The organism is Halobacillus sp. A1-3 (assembly GCF_050971765.1).
GTDB classification, from domain to species: Bacteria; Bacillota; Bacilli; order Bacillales; family Halobacillaceae; genus Halobacillus; species Halobacillus mangrovi_B.
In genome coordinates, this window is sequence record NZ_JBPCEO010000005.1 from 76,768 (window position 1) to 96,466 (window position 19,699).

General features: G+C 42.2%; 16 protein-coding genes. 14 read left to right on the forward strand and 2 right to left on the reverse strand.

Annotation, left to right across the window (positions count from 1 at the left end):
• The first annotated feature begins 8 nt into the window (after positions 1-8).
• From galU to ACRYKC_RS10425, 10 genes are all read left to right on the forward strand, one after another.
• Positions 9-890 carry a UTP--glucose-1-phosphate uridylyltransferase GalU gene (galU, locus tag ACRYKC_RS10380; protein WP_433806665.1) on the forward strand — a complete coding sequence of 294 codons (882 nt, stop codon included), beginning with the start codon at positions 9-11 and terminating at the stop codon, positions 888-890.
• Positions 891-1,133: 243 nt separating this feature from the next.
• Positions 1,134-1,973, forward strand: a complete 840-nt coding sequence (locus tag ACRYKC_RS10385; protein WP_433806867.1) for a YitT family protein — start codon at positions 1,134-1,136, stop codon at positions 1,971-1,973.
• Positions 1,974-2,020: 47 nt separating this feature from the next.
• Positions 2,021-2,425: a cytochrome c551 gene (gene cccB, locus ACRYKC_RS10390; RefSeq protein ID WP_433806666.1), complete on the forward strand. Its 405-nt coding sequence runs from the start codon at positions 2,021-2,023 to the stop codon at positions 2,423-2,425.
• Positions 2,426-2,604: 179 nt separating this feature from the next.
• Positions 2,605-3,291, forward strand: coding sequence for a cell division ATP-binding protein FtsE (gene ftsE / locus ACRYKC_RS10395; protein ID WP_433806667.1), 687 nt, complete (start codon positions 2,605-2,607; stop codon positions 3,289-3,291).
• Positions 3,292-3,546: 255 nt separating this feature from the next.
• Positions 3,547-5,052: a S41 family peptidase gene (locus ACRYKC_RS10400; protein WP_433806668.1), complete on the forward strand. Its 1,506-nt coding sequence runs from the start codon at positions 3,547-3,549 to the stop codon at positions 5,050-5,052.
• Between the two features lie 157 nt (positions 5,053-5,209).
• Entirely contained in the window at positions 5,210-6,400 is a 1,191-nt protein-coding gene (locus tag ACRYKC_RS10405) for a PDZ domain-containing protein (RefSeq protein ID WP_433806669.1), read from the forward strand.
• Positions 6,401-6,639: 239 nt separating this feature from the next.
• Positions 6,640-7,554, forward strand: coding sequence for a DMT family transporter (locus ACRYKC_RS10410; RefSeq protein ID WP_433806670.1), 915 nt, complete (start codon positions 6,640-6,642; stop codon positions 7,552-7,554).
• Between the two features lie 80 nt (positions 7,555-7,634).
• Positions 7,635-8,282 carry a methanogen output domain 1-containing protein gene (locus ACRYKC_RS10415; protein WP_433806671.1) on the forward strand — a complete coding sequence of 216 codons (648 nt, stop codon included), beginning with the start codon at positions 7,635-7,637 and terminating at the stop codon, positions 8,280-8,282.
• Between the two features lie 189 nt (positions 8,283-8,471).
• Positions 8,472-8,651 carry a hypothetical protein gene (locus tag ACRYKC_RS10420; RefSeq protein ID WP_433806672.1) on the forward strand — a complete coding sequence of 60 codons (180 nt, stop codon included), beginning with the start codon at positions 8,472-8,474 and terminating at the stop codon, positions 8,649-8,651.
• Between the two features lie 341 nt (positions 8,652-8,992).
• Entirely contained in the window at positions 8,993-9,826 is an 834-nt protein-coding gene (locus ACRYKC_RS10425; RefSeq protein ID WP_433806868.1) for an ABC transporter ATP-binding protein, read from the forward strand.
• A gap of 66 nt (positions 9,827-9,892) precedes the next feature.
• Here ACRYKC_RS10425 and ACRYKC_RS10430 read toward each other — a convergent pair whose 3' ends face one another.
• On the reverse strand, positions 9,893-10,546 hold the full coding sequence (locus ACRYKC_RS10430; RefSeq protein ID WP_433806673.1) for a haloacid dehalogenase type II: 654 nt from the start codon (positions 10,544-10,546) through the stop codon (positions 9,893-9,895).
• 88 nt (positions 10,547-10,634) lie between these two features.
• Between ACRYKC_RS10430 and ACRYKC_RS10435 the strand changes: the two genes are divergently transcribed.
• Both ACRYKC_RS10435 and ACRYKC_RS10440 read left to right on the forward strand, forming a co-directional pair.
• Positions 10,635-11,189, forward strand: coding sequence for a metal-dependent hydrolase (locus tag ACRYKC_RS10435; protein WP_433806674.1), 555 nt, complete (start codon positions 10,635-10,637; stop codon positions 11,187-11,189).
• Between the two features lie 109 nt (positions 11,190-11,298).
• A complete protein-coding gene (locus ACRYKC_RS10440) occupies positions 11,299-12,186 on the forward strand; it encodes a COX15/CtaA family protein (RefSeq protein ID WP_433806675.1) in 888 nt (295 codons plus the stop codon).
• Between the two features lie 232 nt (positions 12,187-12,418).
• On the opposite strand, the gene ACRYKC_RS10445 is transcribed toward ACRYKC_RS10440, so the two are convergent.
• Positions 12,419-15,622, reverse strand: coding sequence for a DEAD/DEAH box helicase (locus tag ACRYKC_RS10445; protein WP_433806676.1), 3,204 nt, complete (start codon positions 15,620-15,622; stop codon positions 12,419-12,421).
• 321 nt (positions 15,623-15,943) lie between these two features.
• Between ACRYKC_RS10445 and ACRYKC_RS10450 the strand changes: the two genes are divergently transcribed.
• Both ACRYKC_RS10450 and uvrB read left to right on the forward strand, forming a co-directional pair.
• Positions 15,944-17,527 (forward strand): peptide chain release factor 3, encoded by a 1,584-nt coding sequence (locus tag ACRYKC_RS10450; protein ID WP_433806677.1) that lies wholly within the window; start codon positions 15,944-15,946, stop codon positions 17,525-17,527.
• Positions 17,528-17,716: 189 nt separating this feature from the next.
• Positions 17,717-19,696, forward strand: coding sequence for an excinuclease ABC subunit UvrB (uvrB, locus tag ACRYKC_RS10455; protein ID WP_433806678.1), 1,980 nt, complete (start codon positions 17,717-17,719; stop codon positions 19,694-19,696).
• Positions 19,697-19,699 lie beyond the last annotated feature (3 nt).

Here is a 19,699-nt window from a genome sequence, read left to right on the forward strand (position 1 = left end):
TGGAGAAGATGAAAGTGAAAAAGGCGATTATACCTGCTGCAGGATTGGGGACTCGTTTTCTGCCGGCAACAAAAGCGATGCCGAAAGAAATGCTTCCAATCGTTGATAAGCCTACGATTCAATATATTGTAGAAGAAGCGATTGAATCAGGAATTGAGGATATCATCATTGTTACAGGTAAAGGAAAGCGGGCGATTGAGGATCATTTTGACCATGCTTTTGAACTAGAGGACAACCTTTATAAAAAAGGAAAGTTCGACCTGCTTGATGAGGTGAAACAGTCGGCTAAAGTTGATATTCACTACATCCGCCAAAAAGAGCCTAAAGGACTTGGACACGCGGTTTGGTGTGCTCGCAAATTTATAGGAGACGAGCCTTTTGCTGTTCTCCTCGGAGATGATATTGTTCGATCTGATGAACCGTGCTTGAAGCAGCTGATGAATCAATACGAAGAGACGCACTCCTCTGTGATTGGTGTCAAACAGGTGCCTCACGAAGATACGAATAAATACGGAATTATTGCACCGAAGGATCAGCGAGGCCGTCGCTATGAAGTCGAGCACTTTGTTGAGAAACCTCCAGTGGAAGAGGCTCCGTCCAACCTTGCAATCATTGGGCGTTATGTCTTTACCCCTGAGATCCTTGACTTATTAGGTTCGCAGGAAACAGGTCGTGGAGGCGAGATTCAGCTTACAGACGCAATCGAACGATTAAATCTCAAACAGCCAGTTTACGGCTATGAATTCGAAGGCGAGCGTTATGATGTTGGCGATCAGCTTGGGTTTATCCAAACGACTCTGGCCCTTGCCATGGAGCGCCAAGATATGCGTGATGATGTGTTGGGACTGCTAGAAGAAATCTTAAAAACTCAGCAAACACCAAAATCTTAAACCATAAAGCGATGGGTGCTTCTGCCCATCGCTTTTCTTATCTATTTGTATAGTTCACTAGAAAAAGAAGATAGTAAGCGTATAGAGTTCCTTTAACGTGGTAATACGTTATTTCGCTCTCATTTACAGTTCTATCCCCGGGTGTTATACTCCTATCGGTTTATATCTCGTAAAAAGAAGATCGATGAAAGAATAGGGAGAGAAGACAACATGATGATGGCTAAGAAATATAGAAGAGAACCAATGCCTCCATTGATGAAACATATGATCGAGTATGGGCTCGTTATATTGGGCTCTTTTTTTGTGGCATTAGCGTTCAACGTATTTTTGTTACCGAACAATATTGCATCAGGTGGTGTAGCTGGGATCAGTACAATTACAAAAGGTGTATTCGGCTGGGAGCCAGGAATCGTGCAATGGGTGCTCAACATTCCGCTGTTCATTACCGGAGTCTTAATCTTAGGGAAAAACTTCGGGATCAAATCATTCGTCGGAACATTGGTCCTGCCGATGTTTGTGCTTTTGACAAGTGACTTAGATGCAGCGACACCTGATCCGCTCCTTGGAGCCATATTCGGTGGCATGGGTGTAGGTCTTGGGCTTGGAATCGTTTTCCGAGGACGAGCATCAACAGGGGGGATTGACCTTGCCGCGCAAGTGCTCCATAAATTTACCCACCTTCCTCTTGGGATTAGCGTGGCGTTACTTGATGGAATGATTGTTCTCACTTCGGCGGTCGTTTTCTCGTTAGAGGAAGGGCTATATGCATTGATAGGTTTGTTTGCGACCAGCCGGACCATTGACTTCGTTCAGGTAGGATTAAATACGTCGAAAAACGTGATGATTATTACCGAATATGTGGATGATGTCCGAGACGCCATTTTTGAAGAAATTGACCGTGGAGTGACTGTATTAAGCGGTGCTGGAGGCTATACTGATAGAGAACGACGTGTCGTAATGTGTGTCGTGCAGCAAAACGAATTCATTAAATTGACACAAACGGTGAAAATGGTCGATCCTGGTGCTTTCGTCGTGGCTATGAATGCCACGGAGGTGCTCGGAGAAGGTTTCAAAACGACGTGACTCGGTTATAATATTCCTATACTTATATGAAGAAGGGGGATATCGATGTGAAGAAACTATTATCCGCACTTTTCTTGGGATTGATCCTCGTCTTAGCTGCCTGTGGTGGCGGTGGAGATGAAGGAGCAAATGATGACAATGCTAATGAACAAACAGAAGAAGGTACAAATGAAGAAGGCACGGATGAGGGTGGCGGTGAATCTGGAGAAGGTGGCGACTCAAATGTAGATGCAGAAGCAGCCGAACAGGCTTACCAACAAAATTGTGCCAGCTGTCATGGCGGAGACCTTGGCGGAGGAATGGGGCCGTCCCTTCAACAAGTAGGCTCTAAGTATTCGGCTGAAGATATCGTTGGAATCATAAAAAATGGTAAGGGCAGTATGCCTGCGCAAGAACAAGTCTCTGATGAAGACGCTCAGCTTATCGCAGGCTGGTTAGCTACAAAGAAATAAACGAAATACTTAACAAAGTCTGGCTTTCTCAGCCAGGCTTTTTATTATGATGCAAAAATGATCTCCGTTTGAAAAATAAATGTAATAATTTTTTGTCTAAAATTATCGAATTTCAATGTTATAATAAAGTTGTTTGCATAAAAAGTGTTTAATAAATAAGAAATTAAGGTGATCAACATATGATAGATATGCAAGGAGTATATAAGACATACCCGAATGGGGTTACAGCATTAAACGGTCTTGATGTGAAGATTGATCAGGGGGAATTCGTTTATGTCGTGGGCCCTAGTGGTGCAGGGAAATCGACATTTACAAAGCTTATTTACCGTGAAGAAAAGCCGACAAAAGGCTCTGTAAAAGTTATTGATATGGATACATCAACGATGAAAGAACGCAGGGTTCCTAAACTTCGTCGTCAGGTTGGTGTCGTTTACCAGGATTTCCGTCTTCTGCCGACGCTGACTGTCTATGAAAATGTAGCTTTTGCCCTTGAGGTCATTGAAGAAAGCCCATCGAATATCCGCCGCCGTGTGATGGACGTATTGGGTCAAGTTCGTTTGAAAAACAAAGCGCGCTTTATTCCAGATGAGCTTTCAGGTGGGGAACAGCAAAGAGTTTCTATTGCCCGGGCAATTGTCAATCATCCGAAGATTCTAATCGCCGATGAGCCGACAGGAAACCTGGATCCTGATACCTCATGGGAAATCATGCATATCCTAGAAGAAATCAATGCTGGTGGAACAACAGTCTTAATGGCGACCCACAGTCAAGAAATCGTAAACACAATCCGCAGGCGCGTCATCGCCATTGAAGACGGCATGGTTGTAAGAGATGAATCAAAAGGCGAATACGGTTACGAATATTAAATTGGCGAGACTGTCTCATTTAGTAGAGACAGTCTTTTTTAGATCATTTCATATTTTGTGTAAGTATTTCTTGTTCTTTTGTTCCTTTTATTTCCTAATAGGGTTTTGATTTGGAGGAAAAAATACTATAATGATGTGGACATGCTATTCATTGTTGTGGCATACCATATCAGTAATAAACGCACATTTACGGTGAAGGCGCTTATTTGCTAGTATAAAAGCATTAAGGAAATAAAAAGTAGAAGGGTGAATGCGATGAATATAAAACCGCGTGTCATAGCGCTGTTGATGGCGCTTGCGGTGCTGGTAGGGGCAGCTGGCTCTTACATAGGCATAGAGTACTTCGCAAACAAGGAGGGTGACCAGTCCCAATCAGAACAATTGGCCAATGCTGGCAAGAACGCTGAGAATTTCGGAAGTTTAACTGAAGAAGAACAAAAGAAGTTCATTGAAGATATGACCGGCAACGGTGACTTGGAAAAAGTAGCCCAGGCTTATAACGTGATTAAAGAGAACTATGTAGAGGATGTCGACAAGAAGCAGCTCGTTGAAGGGGCGATCCAGGGAATGCTGGATACGCTTGAGGATCCATACAGTGTCTATATGGATCAGGAAACGATGAAGCAATTTAATCAGTCCATAGAATCCTCTTTTGAAGGAATTGGTGCCGAGGTCAGCATGGTAAACGATAAAGTTACCATTGTTGCTCCAATCAAAGGGTCTCCAGCTGAAAAAGCCGGATTGAAACCGAATGATCAAATACTGAAAGTCGACGGAGAAAGTGTGGAAGGCCTTGACTTATATGATGCCGTGCTTAAGATCCGCGGGGAAAAAGGAACAGAAGTGACTTTGCAAGTGGACCGTCCTGGCGTAAGCGACCCTTTGAACATAGAAATTGTCCGCGACGATATTCCACTAGAAACAGTCTATAGCGATACGAAAGAAGTGAACGGTAAAAAGGTAGGCGTTATCGAAATTACTTCTTTCTCTGAAAAGACATCTGATGAATTCCACAAAGCTCTTCAAAAGCTTGAAGGAGATGAAATGGAAGGACTCGTTATTGATGTGAGAGGTAATCCGGGGGGCTTGTTTACGGATGTGCAGGAAATCTTGAAGGAATTTATTACAGATGAAAAGCCGATCGTACAAGTGGAAGATCGTAAAGGGGAAAAATCCCGTTACTTCTCTGACCGCACAGAGAAGAAGGACTATCCTATTACCGTACTGATGGACGAAGGAAGTGCATCAGCTTCAGAGATATTAGCAGCAACAATGAAAGAAGCAGGCGGTTATGATCTTGTTGGTACGAAAAGTTTCGGAAAAGGTACGGTCCAGCAGGCGATACCAATGGGGGACGGCAGTACGATCAAGCTGACGCTATTCAAGTGGTTGACTCCTGATGGCAACTGGATTCATGAAAAAGGCATTGAGCCTACGGTCAAAGTGAAGCAGCCTGAGTACTTCTACACAAACCCAGTAGAAATCGAAGAGCCGCTGAAACGTAATGATAATAACGATAAAATTAAAAATGTCCAAGAAATGCTGAAGGGTCTCGGATACGATCCAGGCCGCACAGATGGATATTACAGCAAAGAAACAGAAGCTGCCGTAGAAGCTTTCCAATCCGATTCCGGGCTTGAAGCAACCGGCCAGGTTGATGAGAAGACCGGCGGCAAATTAGAAGAAAAAATCGTTGAAGAAGTCCGTAATGAAGAAAATGACCGTCAAATGGAGAAAGCTTTGGAAGTCCTGTTTGAGTAAGGAAGGGATTCTGTTATTCGATCACGAAATATAATCCGTAGTCTTTGACTGCGGATTTTTTCATTTACTGCACATTGTTCATCTTGCTGACTCAACCGCACACCCTTTAAAGGCAAAGTAAGACGTTTTGTTTTTCAATTTGAAAGGAGAAATTAATGTGGAAGTTTGGTTTTTGGAACTGATAAAAGGGCTGGGAAGAATGTTTACCCAACCTCATTTATACATAGCTGTTATCATGGTAATATTCCTGTCACAAAGAAGGATTAACAAGGAACGAAAAGCGTTCGGCACACGTATTTTTGATCGCTTTTCAGAATGGAAGGGAACGGTCGCAACATCTTTGATCGCTGGAGGATGTTTATCGATTTTCTCTCTAGGAGCAGGTATGGTGCTGCCTCCTTCATTCTTATGGCTGCTCGGCCTGACTCTGATATTGGTCAGTCTCCCTTTCAAACTCAGCTTGTATTCTGCTAGCTATACACTAGGTATCACTACACTAGTGCTCCTAGCTCTTCCGTACGCGCCTGTGTACGGCCCGATAGAATCTTTGAAGACCACTCTTCTGGAGGTGCCGATAACATCAATTGCTGTCTTGTTGTCGGTCATGCTCTTTGTTGAAGCGATCCTGCTTTTACGCACATCGAAAACTCAAACGTTTCCAGAGCGAATTAAGGGCAGTCGCGGCATGTGGATTGGACAGCATCGCAGTACGAAAATGGCCATCGTTCCATTTATAGCACTTTTTCCAGTAGGAAATATAGAAGCCTTAGCCTCCTGGTGGCCCATCTTACATATAGGAGAGGAAAGCTTCGGGCTCGTCCTAGTTCCTTTTGTTACAGGATGGGAATGGGTAGCGAGGGGACAGTCTCCTGAAAAAGCAGCAAAAATGATAGGACGACATACGTTTGTGGTAGCGATTTTCGTTCTTTTGTTAACGATCGGAAGCATAATCTATACACCCCTATCGCTTGCAGCCATAGGAGCAGGACTTGCAGGACGAATCATTATTCAAGTTCATCATCGCTTAAAAGAAGGAAGCCAAAGCTTTTTTTCTCCTGATGCCAGAGGGCTGCGCGTTCTCGGTGTTATTCCGAAAAGCCCGGGAGCACAAATGGGACTTGCGCCTGGAGAGCTTATTGTTCGTGTCAACGCTCAGCAGGTTCGAACGGAGAGACAGTTTTATGAAGCGCTGCAAATGAACGGAGGCTTTAACAAAATTGAAGTTAGAGATGAATGGGGAGAAAATCGTTATGTGCAGCGCGCTCTTTATGAAGGAGAGCACTATGAACTTGGACTAGTATTCTTAGAACCTCCTGAGCATGAAGAAACGGTTGGTTTATACGTGTAATTCATATGCATAAGTCTTAGTAGAGGTTATCCGGGTATCTTTGGATAACCTCTTTATTGTAAGCAAGAAGACTAGTGAGATCTCCGGCGAAAACTTTACTAAATTAAATTATTTCTTATTTATGGGTTTGGGGAAGTGAGCAAAAGGCTACACAGGTATTGGGTACAAAAGTCTTTCAGATCACGAAAATTCGAATGTATCTATTTATTTTACGAGGGCGAAATTGGAAGGGAGATTACATGAACAGCTTAAAATTCCTCTCTTCTTTTTCCTATGGACTAGTATTTGTCATACTTGCGGCTTTTTTATGGGGCATAGGTGGAGGGTTAGCTGGAATCTTATTAAATCATGGATGGAATGCTGTTGTTATTGCGGCATTTCGCGCATGCCTTGGATTTCTCTTTATTCTCTTTTGGTATGTCTCACGAAGCCAGATGAGCTTCATATTAAATAAATCAATACTCATTTGGGCTGTAGTAGCTGGAATTGGGATGGCGGGTAACATAGGCTTTTACTTTGTCAGTATTTCATATACTAGTGTGCCTGTAGCATCTACGCTCATGTACACCGCCCCTATTTTTGTTCTCATTCTTTCAGCACTATTTAAAACGGAAAGAGTTACTTCGTTTAAACTTATTTCGGCCCTAGTCGTCGTAGGAGGAATTATTTTATTAACAGGGGTTTATGATACCGAACGTTCTGCTATTCAATTTATAGGAGTTCTAAGTGGTCTGTTATCAGGGTTATCCTACGCTGTTTTCATATTTGGTTACAAAAACAGTTCAGCTTACGGTAACTTCATAACTGTGTTAATTATTTCCTCCATTACAGAATCTACTATACTTTTGTCTCTTTCTGATAAGAACCAGTTTTTCTCTATATTTGAAATGAACCAGGATTTGATTTGGTTTTTAATTCTTGGTTTGATAGGGGCAGGTTTGTCCACTCTTCTCTATGTCATTGGTTTAAAAAAAATCACACCTGGAGTGGCTTCCATAGTTGCCATGATAGAGCCAGTGACCGCCTCTTCTTTTGGAATACTTCTTTTAGCCCAAGCGTTGAATTTCACTCAACTGCTAGGAATGATAGTGATCGTCGTTACCATTACACTCTTAAGCTATCATTCCATAAGAATCGAAAATCATAAAAAGTAGCCAAAAATACTTTGGTTTTCTTTTTGATATGAAAGAAACAGGTATATAATAAGATTAAAAGAGTTAGGAGGGTAATTAGCATGTCATCTTCGCTAAGTGGTACGGTATTTCTTTCTAAACTAATTACTCAATATGCTCATTTACATGAACGGACAGTAGGTAAACATGCAGATGAATATATAAGCCAGTTAGGAATTCGTACGGGAGAATGGGTCGAATCGTTCTATGGTGAAAAGAATGAACAGTGGTCTGTTGAGCGTTATGCAGAGGTGATTGTTGACATCAAGAACTCCATTGGAGGTCTTTTTCGAATCTCAGAGATCCATCCAGACAAAGTGATTGTAAAAGCGTCTGGGTGTCCATTCGGAGAAGTGGTTAAAGATGCTCCTCACCTTTGTATGATGACTTCGAGCGTATTTGGAGGCATTGCATCAAGGCGGATGGGGTACGGTAAGGTCAATTTGCGAAAGCGGATTGCTAAAGGAGATCCAGGCTGTGAAGTCGTTATTTATTTTCATCCCACGGATGAAGAAGAAGGACATGTTTATGAAAACCTCCCAATTACTCCCTCAAACGGAAACCCTTTTATCTGGGATGAGGAAGCGATTGAATCATTAGGGGAAGAACTGAGAAAAAGTGATGAAATGATCTTAAAGCTTTTGGATGAATTAGAGACTTTGAAAAAAGAAGTCGATACGCTTAAAGCTGAAAAAGCGACGAAACTTTAACTTCAGTTAACAAAAAAGCATATTTCAAAATTGTTAACAATTCGTTGGGCAAAGCTTACACCCATTACAACCGCATGTCTATCTTTACTAAATCTCTTTCCCAACTCCTATTTTCTGTCATAAAAGCATATCGTTTTGCTAGCAGGGAATAAATAGAGTGTAAGCCAATAAATCCTAGGAGGAATTACTATGATATGGCTGATACTCGTCATTCCTGCAGCGATTATTGCTGTGGCGATCTATTTTGAACGAAGAAACAAGAGACAGGCTCAGGAAGACCATCTCTCTGTCAAAGATCATCAAACACTCGAACAGGACTACATCTCCCACGGATCAGGCAACGAAGCCACAAAACCTGAAAATCTATAGAACGCATATATATGAGTCAAAAGCCATTCGGTTTTTGACTTTTTTGTGTTTATGGGTCTATGAATAACTTATTGCGCTTTGAGGATTCATTTAGCCCTTTGTTTTTTATGTGACTAAAGACCATCCAATCCATCGCTTTTCTTATGCTTGTCAAGGCTCCCAAGGTGCTCGAGTTTTTGTTCTGTCTTAATGCTGAATGGCATACAAATGAGTGAGACTTCTAGTGAAAATGATTCTCAAATTCATTGACAGTTTTCGATTCACCCAATAAACTAGTAGATAGCGATATTTGTACGTAGTATTATGGATTATTGCTTGTGGGAAAAGGAGAGGTTAAGAAGATGGATACGCTGCTCGCAAACAATTTAACCTTGGGATATGGAGATTCCATTATTATAGATTCGTTAAATATAGAAATTCCAAAAGGTAAAGTGACGGTGCTGATCGGCGGCAATGGCTGCGGAAAATCAACACTATTGCGCTCAATGGCCCGTCTGCTGAAACCTAAATCCGGTGAGGTTGTCCTAGACAGCAAGGACATCTCAAAAATGAAAACGAAGGAAGTCGCAAAGAAAATGGCGATTCTTCCACAAAGTCCTACAACGCCTGAAGGATTGACTGTTCATCAGTTGGTGAAACAGGGAAGATACCCTTATCAGGGATTTACAAAGCGTTGGTCTGAGCAGGACGAACATGCCGTTGAAAAAGCATTAAATGATACGAACCTAGCTGAACTGCGTGATCGTACAGTCGATTCACTATCTGGAGGACAGCGCCAGAGAGCTTGGATTGCCATGACCTTGGCCCAGGATACGGATACCATTTTATTAGATGAGCCGACAACGTATCTTGATATGACTCACCAAATCGATATTTTGGATCTGCTTTTCGACTTAAATCAGGACAATGGACGCACAGTTGTTATGGTTTTACATGACATTAATCTTGCCTGCCGTTATGCAGATCATATCATCGCTGTAAAAGATAAAACTGTCTTCGCTCAAGGAAAACCTGAAGAAGTCGTTAATTGTGATCTCATGCAGCATGTATTTGAAATGAATTGTGAAGTGAGACAGGATCCTTTATTTGGAACACCAATGTGTATTCCACATGGGAAAGGCCGCTGCTTGATCAAACAAGCCCAGGCGGAAGCTCAATCTCAATCCATCGTATAATCCACAGGAAATACATCAATAAAAGCAATGGGGAGTCCCATTGCTTTTTTATGTTTCCTATACTTTTTATTCACCAGGTATTTCATTTAGGTTTTGAATGATATAGGTAGGTTCAATGCCAAGTTCAGGCCATTTCTCCTGTTTACGGTTCACCCAAGCCGTATGGAAACCGTATGATGCAGCTCCGGTGATATCCCACGGGTTGCTTGAGAAGAATAGGATTTGATCCTTGCTGCAATCCAATTTTTCCTGAGCATACTGGTAAGATTCCGCATGAGGTTTATAAACTTCTACATCGTCCGCACTGAGCAAATCATAGGTTTCTGTCAGCTTATTATGTTCGAGCAAAGGTTGCAGCATTGATCGTGTTCCGTTGGAAAAGATCGTAAAAGTTTTATCTGGGTGCTGGTCTGACAATGTTGAGACCTCTTCATATGGCTGTAGTTTTTCGTATTGCTTCATCAAGTCTTCTAAAACATCCGGTTTGATAACCACATTACTAAAAGCTAAAGCATCTTCCAAGGCCCATTGAGTAATCTCGTGGAATGGTCGATAGCCCTGGATCAGCTGGCGGACCATAAAATAGTGAATTTGCCGGTCTCTCCACTGTTGACTGATGGAGCCGCCTTGATCAGGGTAGTACTCATGAATTTTATCCATGACAGAATGGACATCAAAAAGGGTTCCATACGCATCGAATACGTATGCTTTGTAACTCATCCAATCACGCTCCTTTACATCGTTGTTGTTTCCCTTTTCACATTGGTGGTAAACAGAAGGAAGTGTTCAGGAAGGGGAGGAGGGGACGTTGAATACACTCCACCATGGATATTGGACGTTTTTTGCTTCCAGAAAGCAAAAAAATGTTGGCTGGTTCGTTTTCGGCAGCGTTATGCCTGATATTGTCTACTATGTCATGTTTTTATACTTAGCGATTACACGAAATGCTTTTCAAGTTTTAGACAATCCAGATCCAATGCGTTCTTTGTTTGGACTAATTCATGACCTGTTTGAGCATCCAGTTGTGTTTGTCCTTCGTCAAGCAGGGCACTCTATGTTTGTATGGGCTGTTGTATTTGTAATTATTTTTGTCTGGAAAGGACGGAAATTAACTAAGTGGATGGCTCTTTTATACGGTTGGCTTGGTCACATCATCCTCGACTTGTTGACTCATGTTGAGGATGCCGTTCCAATGTTTTACCCTGTCAACAGCTATACGTTTAGAAGCAAAGTATCGTACTGGGATGACGAACATTACGCTGGGATCTTTTCCCTTATAAATACAACGCTGATCATGCTATCACTTCTTTACCTTTTTATCCAAAAACTGAGAAAAAAGCGTCCGTTCACAAAAAGTTCATGACCTATGACGGCCTTTTTCGTTCTCTCCAGTTTGGTTTTCATGATATGATTTACTGTGAATGCATGAAATGACAATATTTTTATGATCTAGATAGAGGAAGGGTAAGACGATGAAGAAATTCTCCATTTTGACAACGTTCGTAACTTTTCTCGCCCTTATTCTCGGCAATCTCGTCGTTGCGACAGATTCAGGGGATGCGTGCGGGACGTCATGGCCGTTTTGTAATGGATCGGTCATTCCCGATTTTACGAACTACCATGTCCTTATAGAATACTCGCACCGTTTAATGGTGCCGCTACTTGCAATGCTGACGTTCATTAACGCCGTAGGAGCGCTTTATAAACATCGCAAGCGGAAATCTGTCTTTATTTTATCGATTTTAAGCTTAGGCTTGCTTGTCTTTCAATCACTCGTTGGAGGATTAAACGTTCTGCTTGGTACTCCTCCAGGGTTCACAACGCTCGACGTGACGTTCAGTCAAATTCTTTTAATTGTTCTTGTATTACTGAGTTACAGTCTGCACGAGAAGAAAATTGAGCTTGACCGCACAAGCTGGTCAACGGTTTCTATGAGCTATCGTACCTTTTTAATCGGTTTTGGGTTGTATGTAATGCAGGTTATTCTGGGCGCCTTTTTCAAGCATAGTCGTGCCAGTAACGTGCTGCTTGATATTCCGGCCGTGGAGTACTTGATAAAAAGCGAATCGATTGCGAATATGATTTACTCGCTGCACTGGGTAGCAACCGTGGTCATCGTTGTTGCAGCTGTGTGGTTCCTTATTTATGCTTCAAAATTCAAGTATCACATTTCACTTGCCTGGCTTTACCTCATTTCGCTATTATTGAATGCCGTCGTTGGATTTGTGATCGTTGTGACAGGGAACATCGTGGTTGCATCGTCGATTCATATGATCATTTCAACGGTAACGATGGTTATTGGTGCAAGCATCCTAGGTGGATACTGGTTCAAACTGCAAAAGAAATCGGTGGTAAGTTAAACAGCAATTGAATGGACAAAAAGAGCCTCGACACGAAGTCGAGGCTCTTTTTATTTACTTGCAGTTGTTTCTTTCTCTCAATTTAGTAAAAGGCGGGTTTAGAAATCACTCGCTTTTGCGGGCGTGCTGGCAAGCCTCTTCAGGGTCCCTGTTTGTCGGTCTTAACTTTCCCGCTTTCCCGCAGTTGAAGATAAGAGTAAGGAGCCTCGACTTCCTGCTGGGCTTATTTCTTTTATCTAAACAAATCACGAATTTCTTCTTCACTTAAGGACGTCAGCATTGACTCACCAGGCTGGATAATTTGATCGACGAGGTCACGTTTCTTCTGCTGAAGCTGATAGATGCGTTCCTCGATCGTTCCTTCAGAAATCATACGGACCACTTGGACGATTTTCTCTTGACCAATACGGTGAGCCCTGCCGGCAGCCTGTTCCTCAATGGCCGGGTTCCACCATAAGTCATAGAGAATGACGGTGTCTGCACCGGTTAGGTTCAAGCCAGTACCTCCAGCTTTCAATGAGATAAAAAAGGCATCCTTTTCACCTGCATTGAACCGTTCCACCTGTTCCATACGCTTCTCAGATTTAGTACTCCCATCCAGGTAAAAACCATCGATTCCTTCTGTTGCAAGCTCGTTATGAAGAATAGTCAGCATGCTTGAAAACTGGGAGAATATGAGGAGACGATGACCGCCTGCCTTCATTTCCTTCGCTAGTTCTTTCAATTGTTCCAGCTTGCCTGATCCCCCTTCGTAGTTTTCTAAGAATAAGGAGGGGTGACAGCAAATTTGTCTCAATCTAGTTAAGCCGGCAAGAATCTCAAGTTTTCCTCGCTGAATGCCTTTCGTCGCTATGGTTTCTTGAATATCATTCTGAATTCTTTCAAGATAACCCAGGTATACTTCTTTTTGTTCGCGAGTAAGCTCGGAGTACTGAACCGTATCAATTTTATCGGGAAGTTCATCAAGTACTTCCGTTTTCATCCGCCTTAAAATGAAGGGACGCGTCATCCTGGCAATTTTATCCGGTTTCATATCAAGAAATTTCTTTTTACTCGTATAGAAACCAGGCATGATAATGCGGAATATGGACCATAGCTCCTGTAAGGAATTTTCTATTGGAGTACCGCTCAACGCAAAGCGGTGCTTCGCTTTGATGGTCCGAACAGCAGTGGCTGTTTTCGTCGATTCATTTTTAACGGCCTGCGATTCGTCTAATATCATCGCATGAAAGTCTGCTTCTTTATAAAAATCAGCGTCTTGTCGCAACAAGGGATAAGAAGTAATCACAATATCTTTAGAAGCCATTTGTTCAAGTGCTTCTGCTCTTGCTTGCGGATCTCCCGAGATGGTCTGAACAGATAAGTCTGGTGCGAATTTCTCCACTTCTTTTTTCCAGTTGTAGATCAGTGATGCAGGCGCAATGATAAGCGCTGGATGCTCCAATAGACCTTTTTCTTTTTCATAAAGCAGGAAGGTGATGGTCTGCAAAGTTTTACCTAGTCCCATGTCATCGGCGAGAATGCCTCCAAGTCCGTAAGTCGCTAGTGATTTCATCCAGCGAAAACCTGTCAGCTGATAGGGACGCAAGTCGGCCTGTAAGTTCTTTGGAGCCTCAATGTTAAAGGACTGAGGTGACTTTAACCGTTCAACTAGTTCAGTAAACGACTGATCACGCTCGGATTCTTCCGTTTTTAGTGCATCCTCAACCTGCAGGCTTCTCATTTTAGCTACTTGAAGGTGGCTATCCTCGATATCTTTGCTGGACAAATCAAGCTCTGAGGCCAGTCGCTGGAATCGCTCAAAAGAGTCAGAAGTTAAAGATAACAGTGCGCCATCAGAAAGCCTGTAATATTTTTTTCGTTCTATCGAAGCTTTTAACGCCGCTGATACATCATCTGAACTAATACCATCAATTTCAAAACTGATATCAAGCCAGCTGCCATCGCTTTGAACTTCAACAGAAGGCTTCAATTCATGATCCTGCTGATCCATTAATGAACGAACGGAAGATGATAAGAATACTTCCGCGTGTTCTCTGAACTTTGGAAGAAGCTCCTGTAAGAACACATCCAGTTGATCTTCATTTTCAATATAAACGATCTCACCATCGAACTTGAATTCCGCATACTCAATCAGTTCCATTATGGCCTGTTCTGTTGCGCTATCTCTTCGAATAATTGTGCTATCGTTTTGTGGTTTCGTTTTAAATGGATTGATCGTTTCATCTCCATAGCGGAAGCGGACTTCGATCGTTAAGGTCCAATGATAGAAATCGAGGTAGACTTCAGCCCGGAGTGGTTTTTGGATGATTTTTTTTTCGGCAGCACTATCAAGTTCCACGTCTGCAATGGTTTCTAATTCCGGAAGTACATAAGAAACAATCCCTTCCATATCCGTGTGGCTGACCGTATGGTTTCCGTTGGAGTTATAAGGAAACAGCGAATAGAGCGTATCGATGACTTGTTCCTTTTTCTGTTCTATAGGATAGAATGTACCTTCCTTATATAAAAGGTGATAATCTGCTAAATAATCGTAACTTTTCAAATGACTTAAGTGCATATGAAAATGTCCGCGTTCTTCAGAAATGTAAAAAGAAAGATCAGGAAACTCACGGTCGTAGTGTAATTTCCCTTTGGTCTCTCCGCGATCGATAATTTCACAATTATTCTCTTCCAGCTTTGGCAGAAGATTTTCTGCAAGGCCGGGCGGGATTCTTATTGTTTTTTGTTCGGAGATGTTCCATTGCTGTTCATAAAAACGTTCCTGCTCGTAAGCATGAATGAGAAGGTCAAAAATGGCTCTGTCTTCTGTCTTCATGACATGTTCAGCAGGATCGTAAGTGAATTTTTTAGAAATTCTGTATGGCTGCTCACGATCCATATGTTCAAGAAGTTCTCTAATGTTTTTTATGACATATGGATAGTTCTCACCTAGTTTTACTTCAATACTTAAGCTTTTAGTCCCTAGTAAAGTATGAAGGTGAAGAAAGTACTGAACTCCTAATGTTTTTTTAAGATCACTCGCCATTCGGTTTTCCTGCCGTTGACGAAACGTCTCAAATAAACGCATTGCAAATAATCGGTCATTGTTAGTCGTTGAAGATCGTTCCCGCTGTCCTTTGTCCGCAAGTTTTGGTGCGACTTCATCCAGAGCTTTCTCACGGATTGCAATTAATACGGCAGCAATATGCTTGCATGTATAGTACTTACTATAAGCAGCGCATTCGCAAGTTGCTTCTACATCGTCATCCTCAAAAAAGAAGACGCGTACTTCATAATCATGCGTACCCGCTACGACAGCTCGCCACGACCGAATGGCGCTATTATGGGAAAGTCCGTATACTTTACCGGCCTCAAAGTATTGCTTGCCTCGAGTATAAAATGTAGTACCGGTTATTTTCTTTATATCGTTCGGTTGTAACAAGTACGTCTGCATAACTGGCATCCTTACTATCAGTATTTTCTCTATTATAACAGGTTTGAAAAGGTGAAGATTTCCTATAAATGTCTCCTCAGGTCATCCAGATTCTGCCACCTCAGGTCATCCAGATAATGGATGACCTGAGGTGGCAGAAATTCCTTTTACGATTGATTTTACGCTATGGTTATGCTAACTTTCAAAGTATGAGTTTGAAAATTCGAGGAAGCCGCTCGCTCGAGAGGGAGCGGTTTTTTTATGGAGTGAAGAGTCCAATGTGATATCCGTATATCCCCGAACCTTTTCATAAACGATTTTAAAATGATGGAGGATATAACGATGGAAATACAGGAAGAAATGAAAAAGCGCAGAACGTTTGCCATTATTTCGCACCCGGACGCCGGGAAAACAACGATGACAGAGAAAATGCTTTTGTTCGGAAACCTGATTCGTTCAGCAGGAACTGTAAAAGGAAAGAAGTCTGGTAAGTTTGCAACTTCAGACTGGATGGAAATTGAGAAGCAGCGTGGAATTTCTGTGACATCCAGTGTGATGAACTTTCCTTATAAGGGTTACCAGGTAAACATTTTAGATACACCCGGTCACGAAGATTTCAGTGAAGACACGTACCGTACGCTTACGGCCGTAGACAGCGTAGTCATGATCATCGATGCTACAAAAGGGATTGAAGCTCAAACATTGAAATTGTTCAAAGTTTGTAAAATGCGCGGGATTCCGATTTTTACTTTTATCAATAAAATGGACCGTGAAAGCCGCGATCCGTTTGAATTGATGGAGGAAATCGAAGAAACGCTTAATATTGAAACGTACCCGATGACTTGGCCGGCTGGAATGGGGAAACGATTCCTTGGCGTATTTGACCGCAACAATGAAAAGTTTGTTCACTTCTCAGGAAATGAAGAAGAAACGTACATTCCCTATGATCAGCTTGATGACTATCCAGAGCTGACCGAAAACGCCACCTTCCAGGAAGCTCAAGAAGAGATGGAGCTTTTAGTGGAAGCGGGTGACAATTTCTCAATGGATAAGGTGATGAAAGGCGACCAGACACCAGTCTTCTTCGGCAGTGCCCTTGCTCCATTCGGAGTCGAGACCTTCTTTAATACGTTTATTGATATGGCACCGGAGCCTGCACCTAGAAAATCAACTGAAGGAGTCGTATCTCCAGATCACGAAGAGTTTTCAGGGTTTATTTTCAAAATTCAGGCGAATATGAACCCGCAGCACCGTGACCGTATTGCTTTCGTCCGGATCTGCTCTGGTAAGTTTGAGCGCGGGATGAACGTAACCCTTTCAAGAACAGGGAAAACATTCAAACTTGCTCAATCACAGCAATTTGTTGCTTCTTCAAGAGGTACAGTAGAAGAAGGATATGCTGGGGATATTATCGGAATCTATGATCCTAACGTGTACCGCATTGGAGACACGATTGTGACAGGAAAATCCAACTTTGAATATGATGAGCTTCCTCAGTTCCCGCCAGAGCTTTTCAAAAAAGTAACCGCTAAGAACGTGATGAAGTCGAAGCAATTTAAAAAAGGTTTGGAACAGCTTGTCCAAGAAGGAGCAATTCAACTGTTTAAACGCTATCGATTTGAAGATTATATCATCGGAGCTGTCGGAGAACTTCAATATGAAGTATTCGAATATAGGATGAAGAATGAGTATAACGTTGAAGTAGAACTGACTTCGATTGGGGAACGGATTCCTCGCTGGTTGCGGCAGGATCAGGTGGATGAATCCTTGTTTGATGAGCGAAATATGCTAGTGCAAGATAGAGAAGGCAATCCACTTGTCCTATTTAAAAATGATTTCTCACTTCGTTGGTTCATCGACAAAAACCCAGATATTGAACTTACCGATTTGTTTGAAGTCAACCAGTATAACCAGACATTTGAATAAGTAAAAGAGAAACCACTACACCTTCATGTAGTGGTTTCTCTTTTAGGGTTTAAAGCGGTACTTAATATCCGATTGAATCCCGAAAATTTCCAAAAGAATTGCAAACCGAATGTTTGTTCGTTTCATGTTAGAATGGTAATATATTGTGGTAAACTAATCTTGAATGAGATAGGAACGGAGGGTTTCGTCGTGGAGAATAAATTTGAATTGGTTTCACAGTTCTCACCTCAAGGTGATCAGCCGAAAGCGATCAAGGAATTGGTTGAAGGAATTAAACGTGGTGAGCGGCATCAGACGCTTCTAGGTGCAACAGGAACGGGAAAAACGTTTACGATGTCCAATGTGATCCAGCAAGTCAATAAACCTACTCTAATTATCGCCCACAATAAAACATTAGCTGGACAGCTATATAGTGAGTTTAAGGAGTTTTTTCCGAACAATGCCGTTGAGTATTTTGTCAGTTACTATGACTATTATCAGCCTGAGGCTTATGTACCATCATCGGATACATTTATAGAAAAAGATGCAAGCATTAATGATGAAATCGATAAACTGCGCCACTCGGCTACTTCATCGTTGTTCGAACGGAATGATGTCATCATTGTAGCCAGTGTGTCCTGCATCTATGGTTTAGGTTCTCCCGACGAATACCGCAGTCAAGTTTTATCCATACGAGTTGGAATGGAAAAGGACCGGGACGAGCTTTTAAGGAATTTGGTAGACATCCAGTACGCACGAAATGATATCGATTTTCAGCGCGGTACGTTCCGTGTCCGTGGGGATTCGGTTGAAATTATTCCAGCATCCCGCGAAGAACATGCGATACGTGTGGAGTTCTTTGGAGATGAAATTGACCGAATTCGGGAGATTGATGTCCTGACAGGTGAAATTGTCGGAGACAGAGAACATGTTGCAATATTCCCTGCTTCTCACTTCGTAACTAGAGAAGAGAAGTTGAAAAAAGCAATCAAGAATATCGAAAAAGAATTAGAAGTTCGCGTAAAAGAACTTAAAGATCAGGATAAACTTTTGGAAGCTCAGAGGATAGAACAAAGAACGAACTATGACTTAGAAATGATGAGGGAAATGGGGTTCTGTTCCGGTATTGAGAACTATTCACGCCATTTGACATTCCGGGAAGAAGGGGCAACGCCCTATACACTGCTGGATTATTTCCCCGATGATTTCTTGGTCATGGTGGATGAATCGCATGTTACACTTCCTCAAGTAAGAGGGATGTACAATGGAGACCGAGCGAGAAAACAAGTGCTCGTTGACCACGGGTTTCGTCTGCCATCAGCGATGGATAACCGTCCTCTCCAATTTCCGGAGTTCGAATCAAAAGTTAATCAAGCGGCCTACGTATCTGCTACCCCTGGGCCTTATGAATTAGAGCATACACCGAAAATGACTGAACAAATCATTCGACCAACTGGCTTGTTGGATCCAGAAATTGAAGTTCGACCCATCCATGGCCAAATTGACGACCTTGTCGGAGAAATCAATAAGCGAAAAGATAGAAGTGAGCGCGTATTAGTCACGACGTTGACTAAGAAGATGTCCGAGGATTTAACGGATTACTTAAAAGAACTCGGAATCAAAGTCGCTTATCTACACTCAGAAATTAAAACACTGGAGAGAATTGAAATTATACGGGATCTCCGTGTTGGAAAATATGATGTACTTGTCGGGATTAACTTGTTAAGAGAAGGTCTTGATATACCAGAAGTGTCGTTAGTTACTATTTTGGATGCTGATAAAGAAGGATTCTTACGTTCTGACCGTTCCCTAATACAAACCATTGGACGAGCTGCACGTAATGAAAATGGAAAAGTCATCATGTATGCAGATAAAATTACAAAATCGATGCAGTTTGCGATCGACGAAACATACCGTCGCCGCGAAAAGCAAATTGCTTATAACGAAGAGCATGGCATTACTCCTAAGACCATCAGGAAGGAAGTACGGGACGTCATTAAGGCCACAGCTGTTGCTGAGGAAGAGGGAGATTATGAGACAACTAAGAGACCTTCAGAGATGACGAAGAAAGAACGCCTGGAAATGATCGACAATCTAGAAACAGAAATGAAACAAGCGGCTCGAGATCTCGATTTCGAACGAGCGGCAGAACTGCGAGATGTTTTATTGGAATTAAAAGCGGAGGGATGAGTG

Excerpts from the sequence above, each read along its gene's own strand:
- galU (WP_433806665.1), top strand. The coding sequence starts at position 9 with ATGAAAGTGAAAAAGGCGATTATACCTGCTGCAGGATTGGGGACTCGT.
- ACRYKC_RS10385 (WP_433806867.1), top strand. The coding sequence starts at position 1,134 with ATGCCTCCATTGATGAAACATATGATCGAGTATGGGCTCGTTATATTG.
- ftsE (WP_433806667.1), top strand. The coding sequence starts at position 2,605 with ATGATAGATATGCAAGGAGTATATAAGACATACCCGAATGGGGTTACA.
- ACRYKC_RS10400 (WP_433806668.1), top strand. The coding sequence starts at position 3,547 with ATGAATATAAAACCGCGTGTCATAGCGCTGTTGATGGCGCTTGCGGTG.
- ACRYKC_RS10410 (WP_433806670.1), top strand. The coding sequence starts at position 6,640 with ATGAACAGCTTAAAATTCCTCTCTTCTTTTTCCTATGGACTAGTATTT.
- ACRYKC_RS10415 (WP_433806671.1), top strand. The coding sequence starts at position 7,635 with ATGTCATCTTCGCTAAGTGGTACGGTATTTCTTTCTAAACTAATTACT.
- ACRYKC_RS10420 (WP_433806672.1), top strand. The coding sequence starts at position 8,472 with ATGATATGGCTGATACTCGTCATTCCTGCAGCGATTATTGCTGTGGCG.
- ACRYKC_RS10425 (WP_433806868.1), top strand. The coding sequence starts at position 8,993 with ATGGATACGCTGCTCGCAAACAATTTAACCTTGGGATATGGAGATTCC.
- ACRYKC_RS10430 (WP_433806673.1), bottom strand. The coding sequence starts at position 10,546 with ATGAGTTACAAAGCATACGTATTCGATGCGTATGGAACCCTTTTTGAT.
- ACRYKC_RS10440 (WP_433806675.1), top strand. The coding sequence starts at position 11,299 with ATGAAGAAATTCTCCATTTTGACAACGTTCGTAACTTTTCTCGCCCTT.
- ACRYKC_RS10445 (WP_433806676.1), bottom strand. The coding sequence starts at position 15,622 with ATGCAGACGTACTTGTTACAACCGAACGATATAAAGAAAATAACCGGT.
- ACRYKC_RS10450 (WP_433806677.1), top strand. The coding sequence starts at position 15,944 with ATGGAAATACAGGAAGAAATGAAAAAGCGCAGAACGTTTGCCATTATT.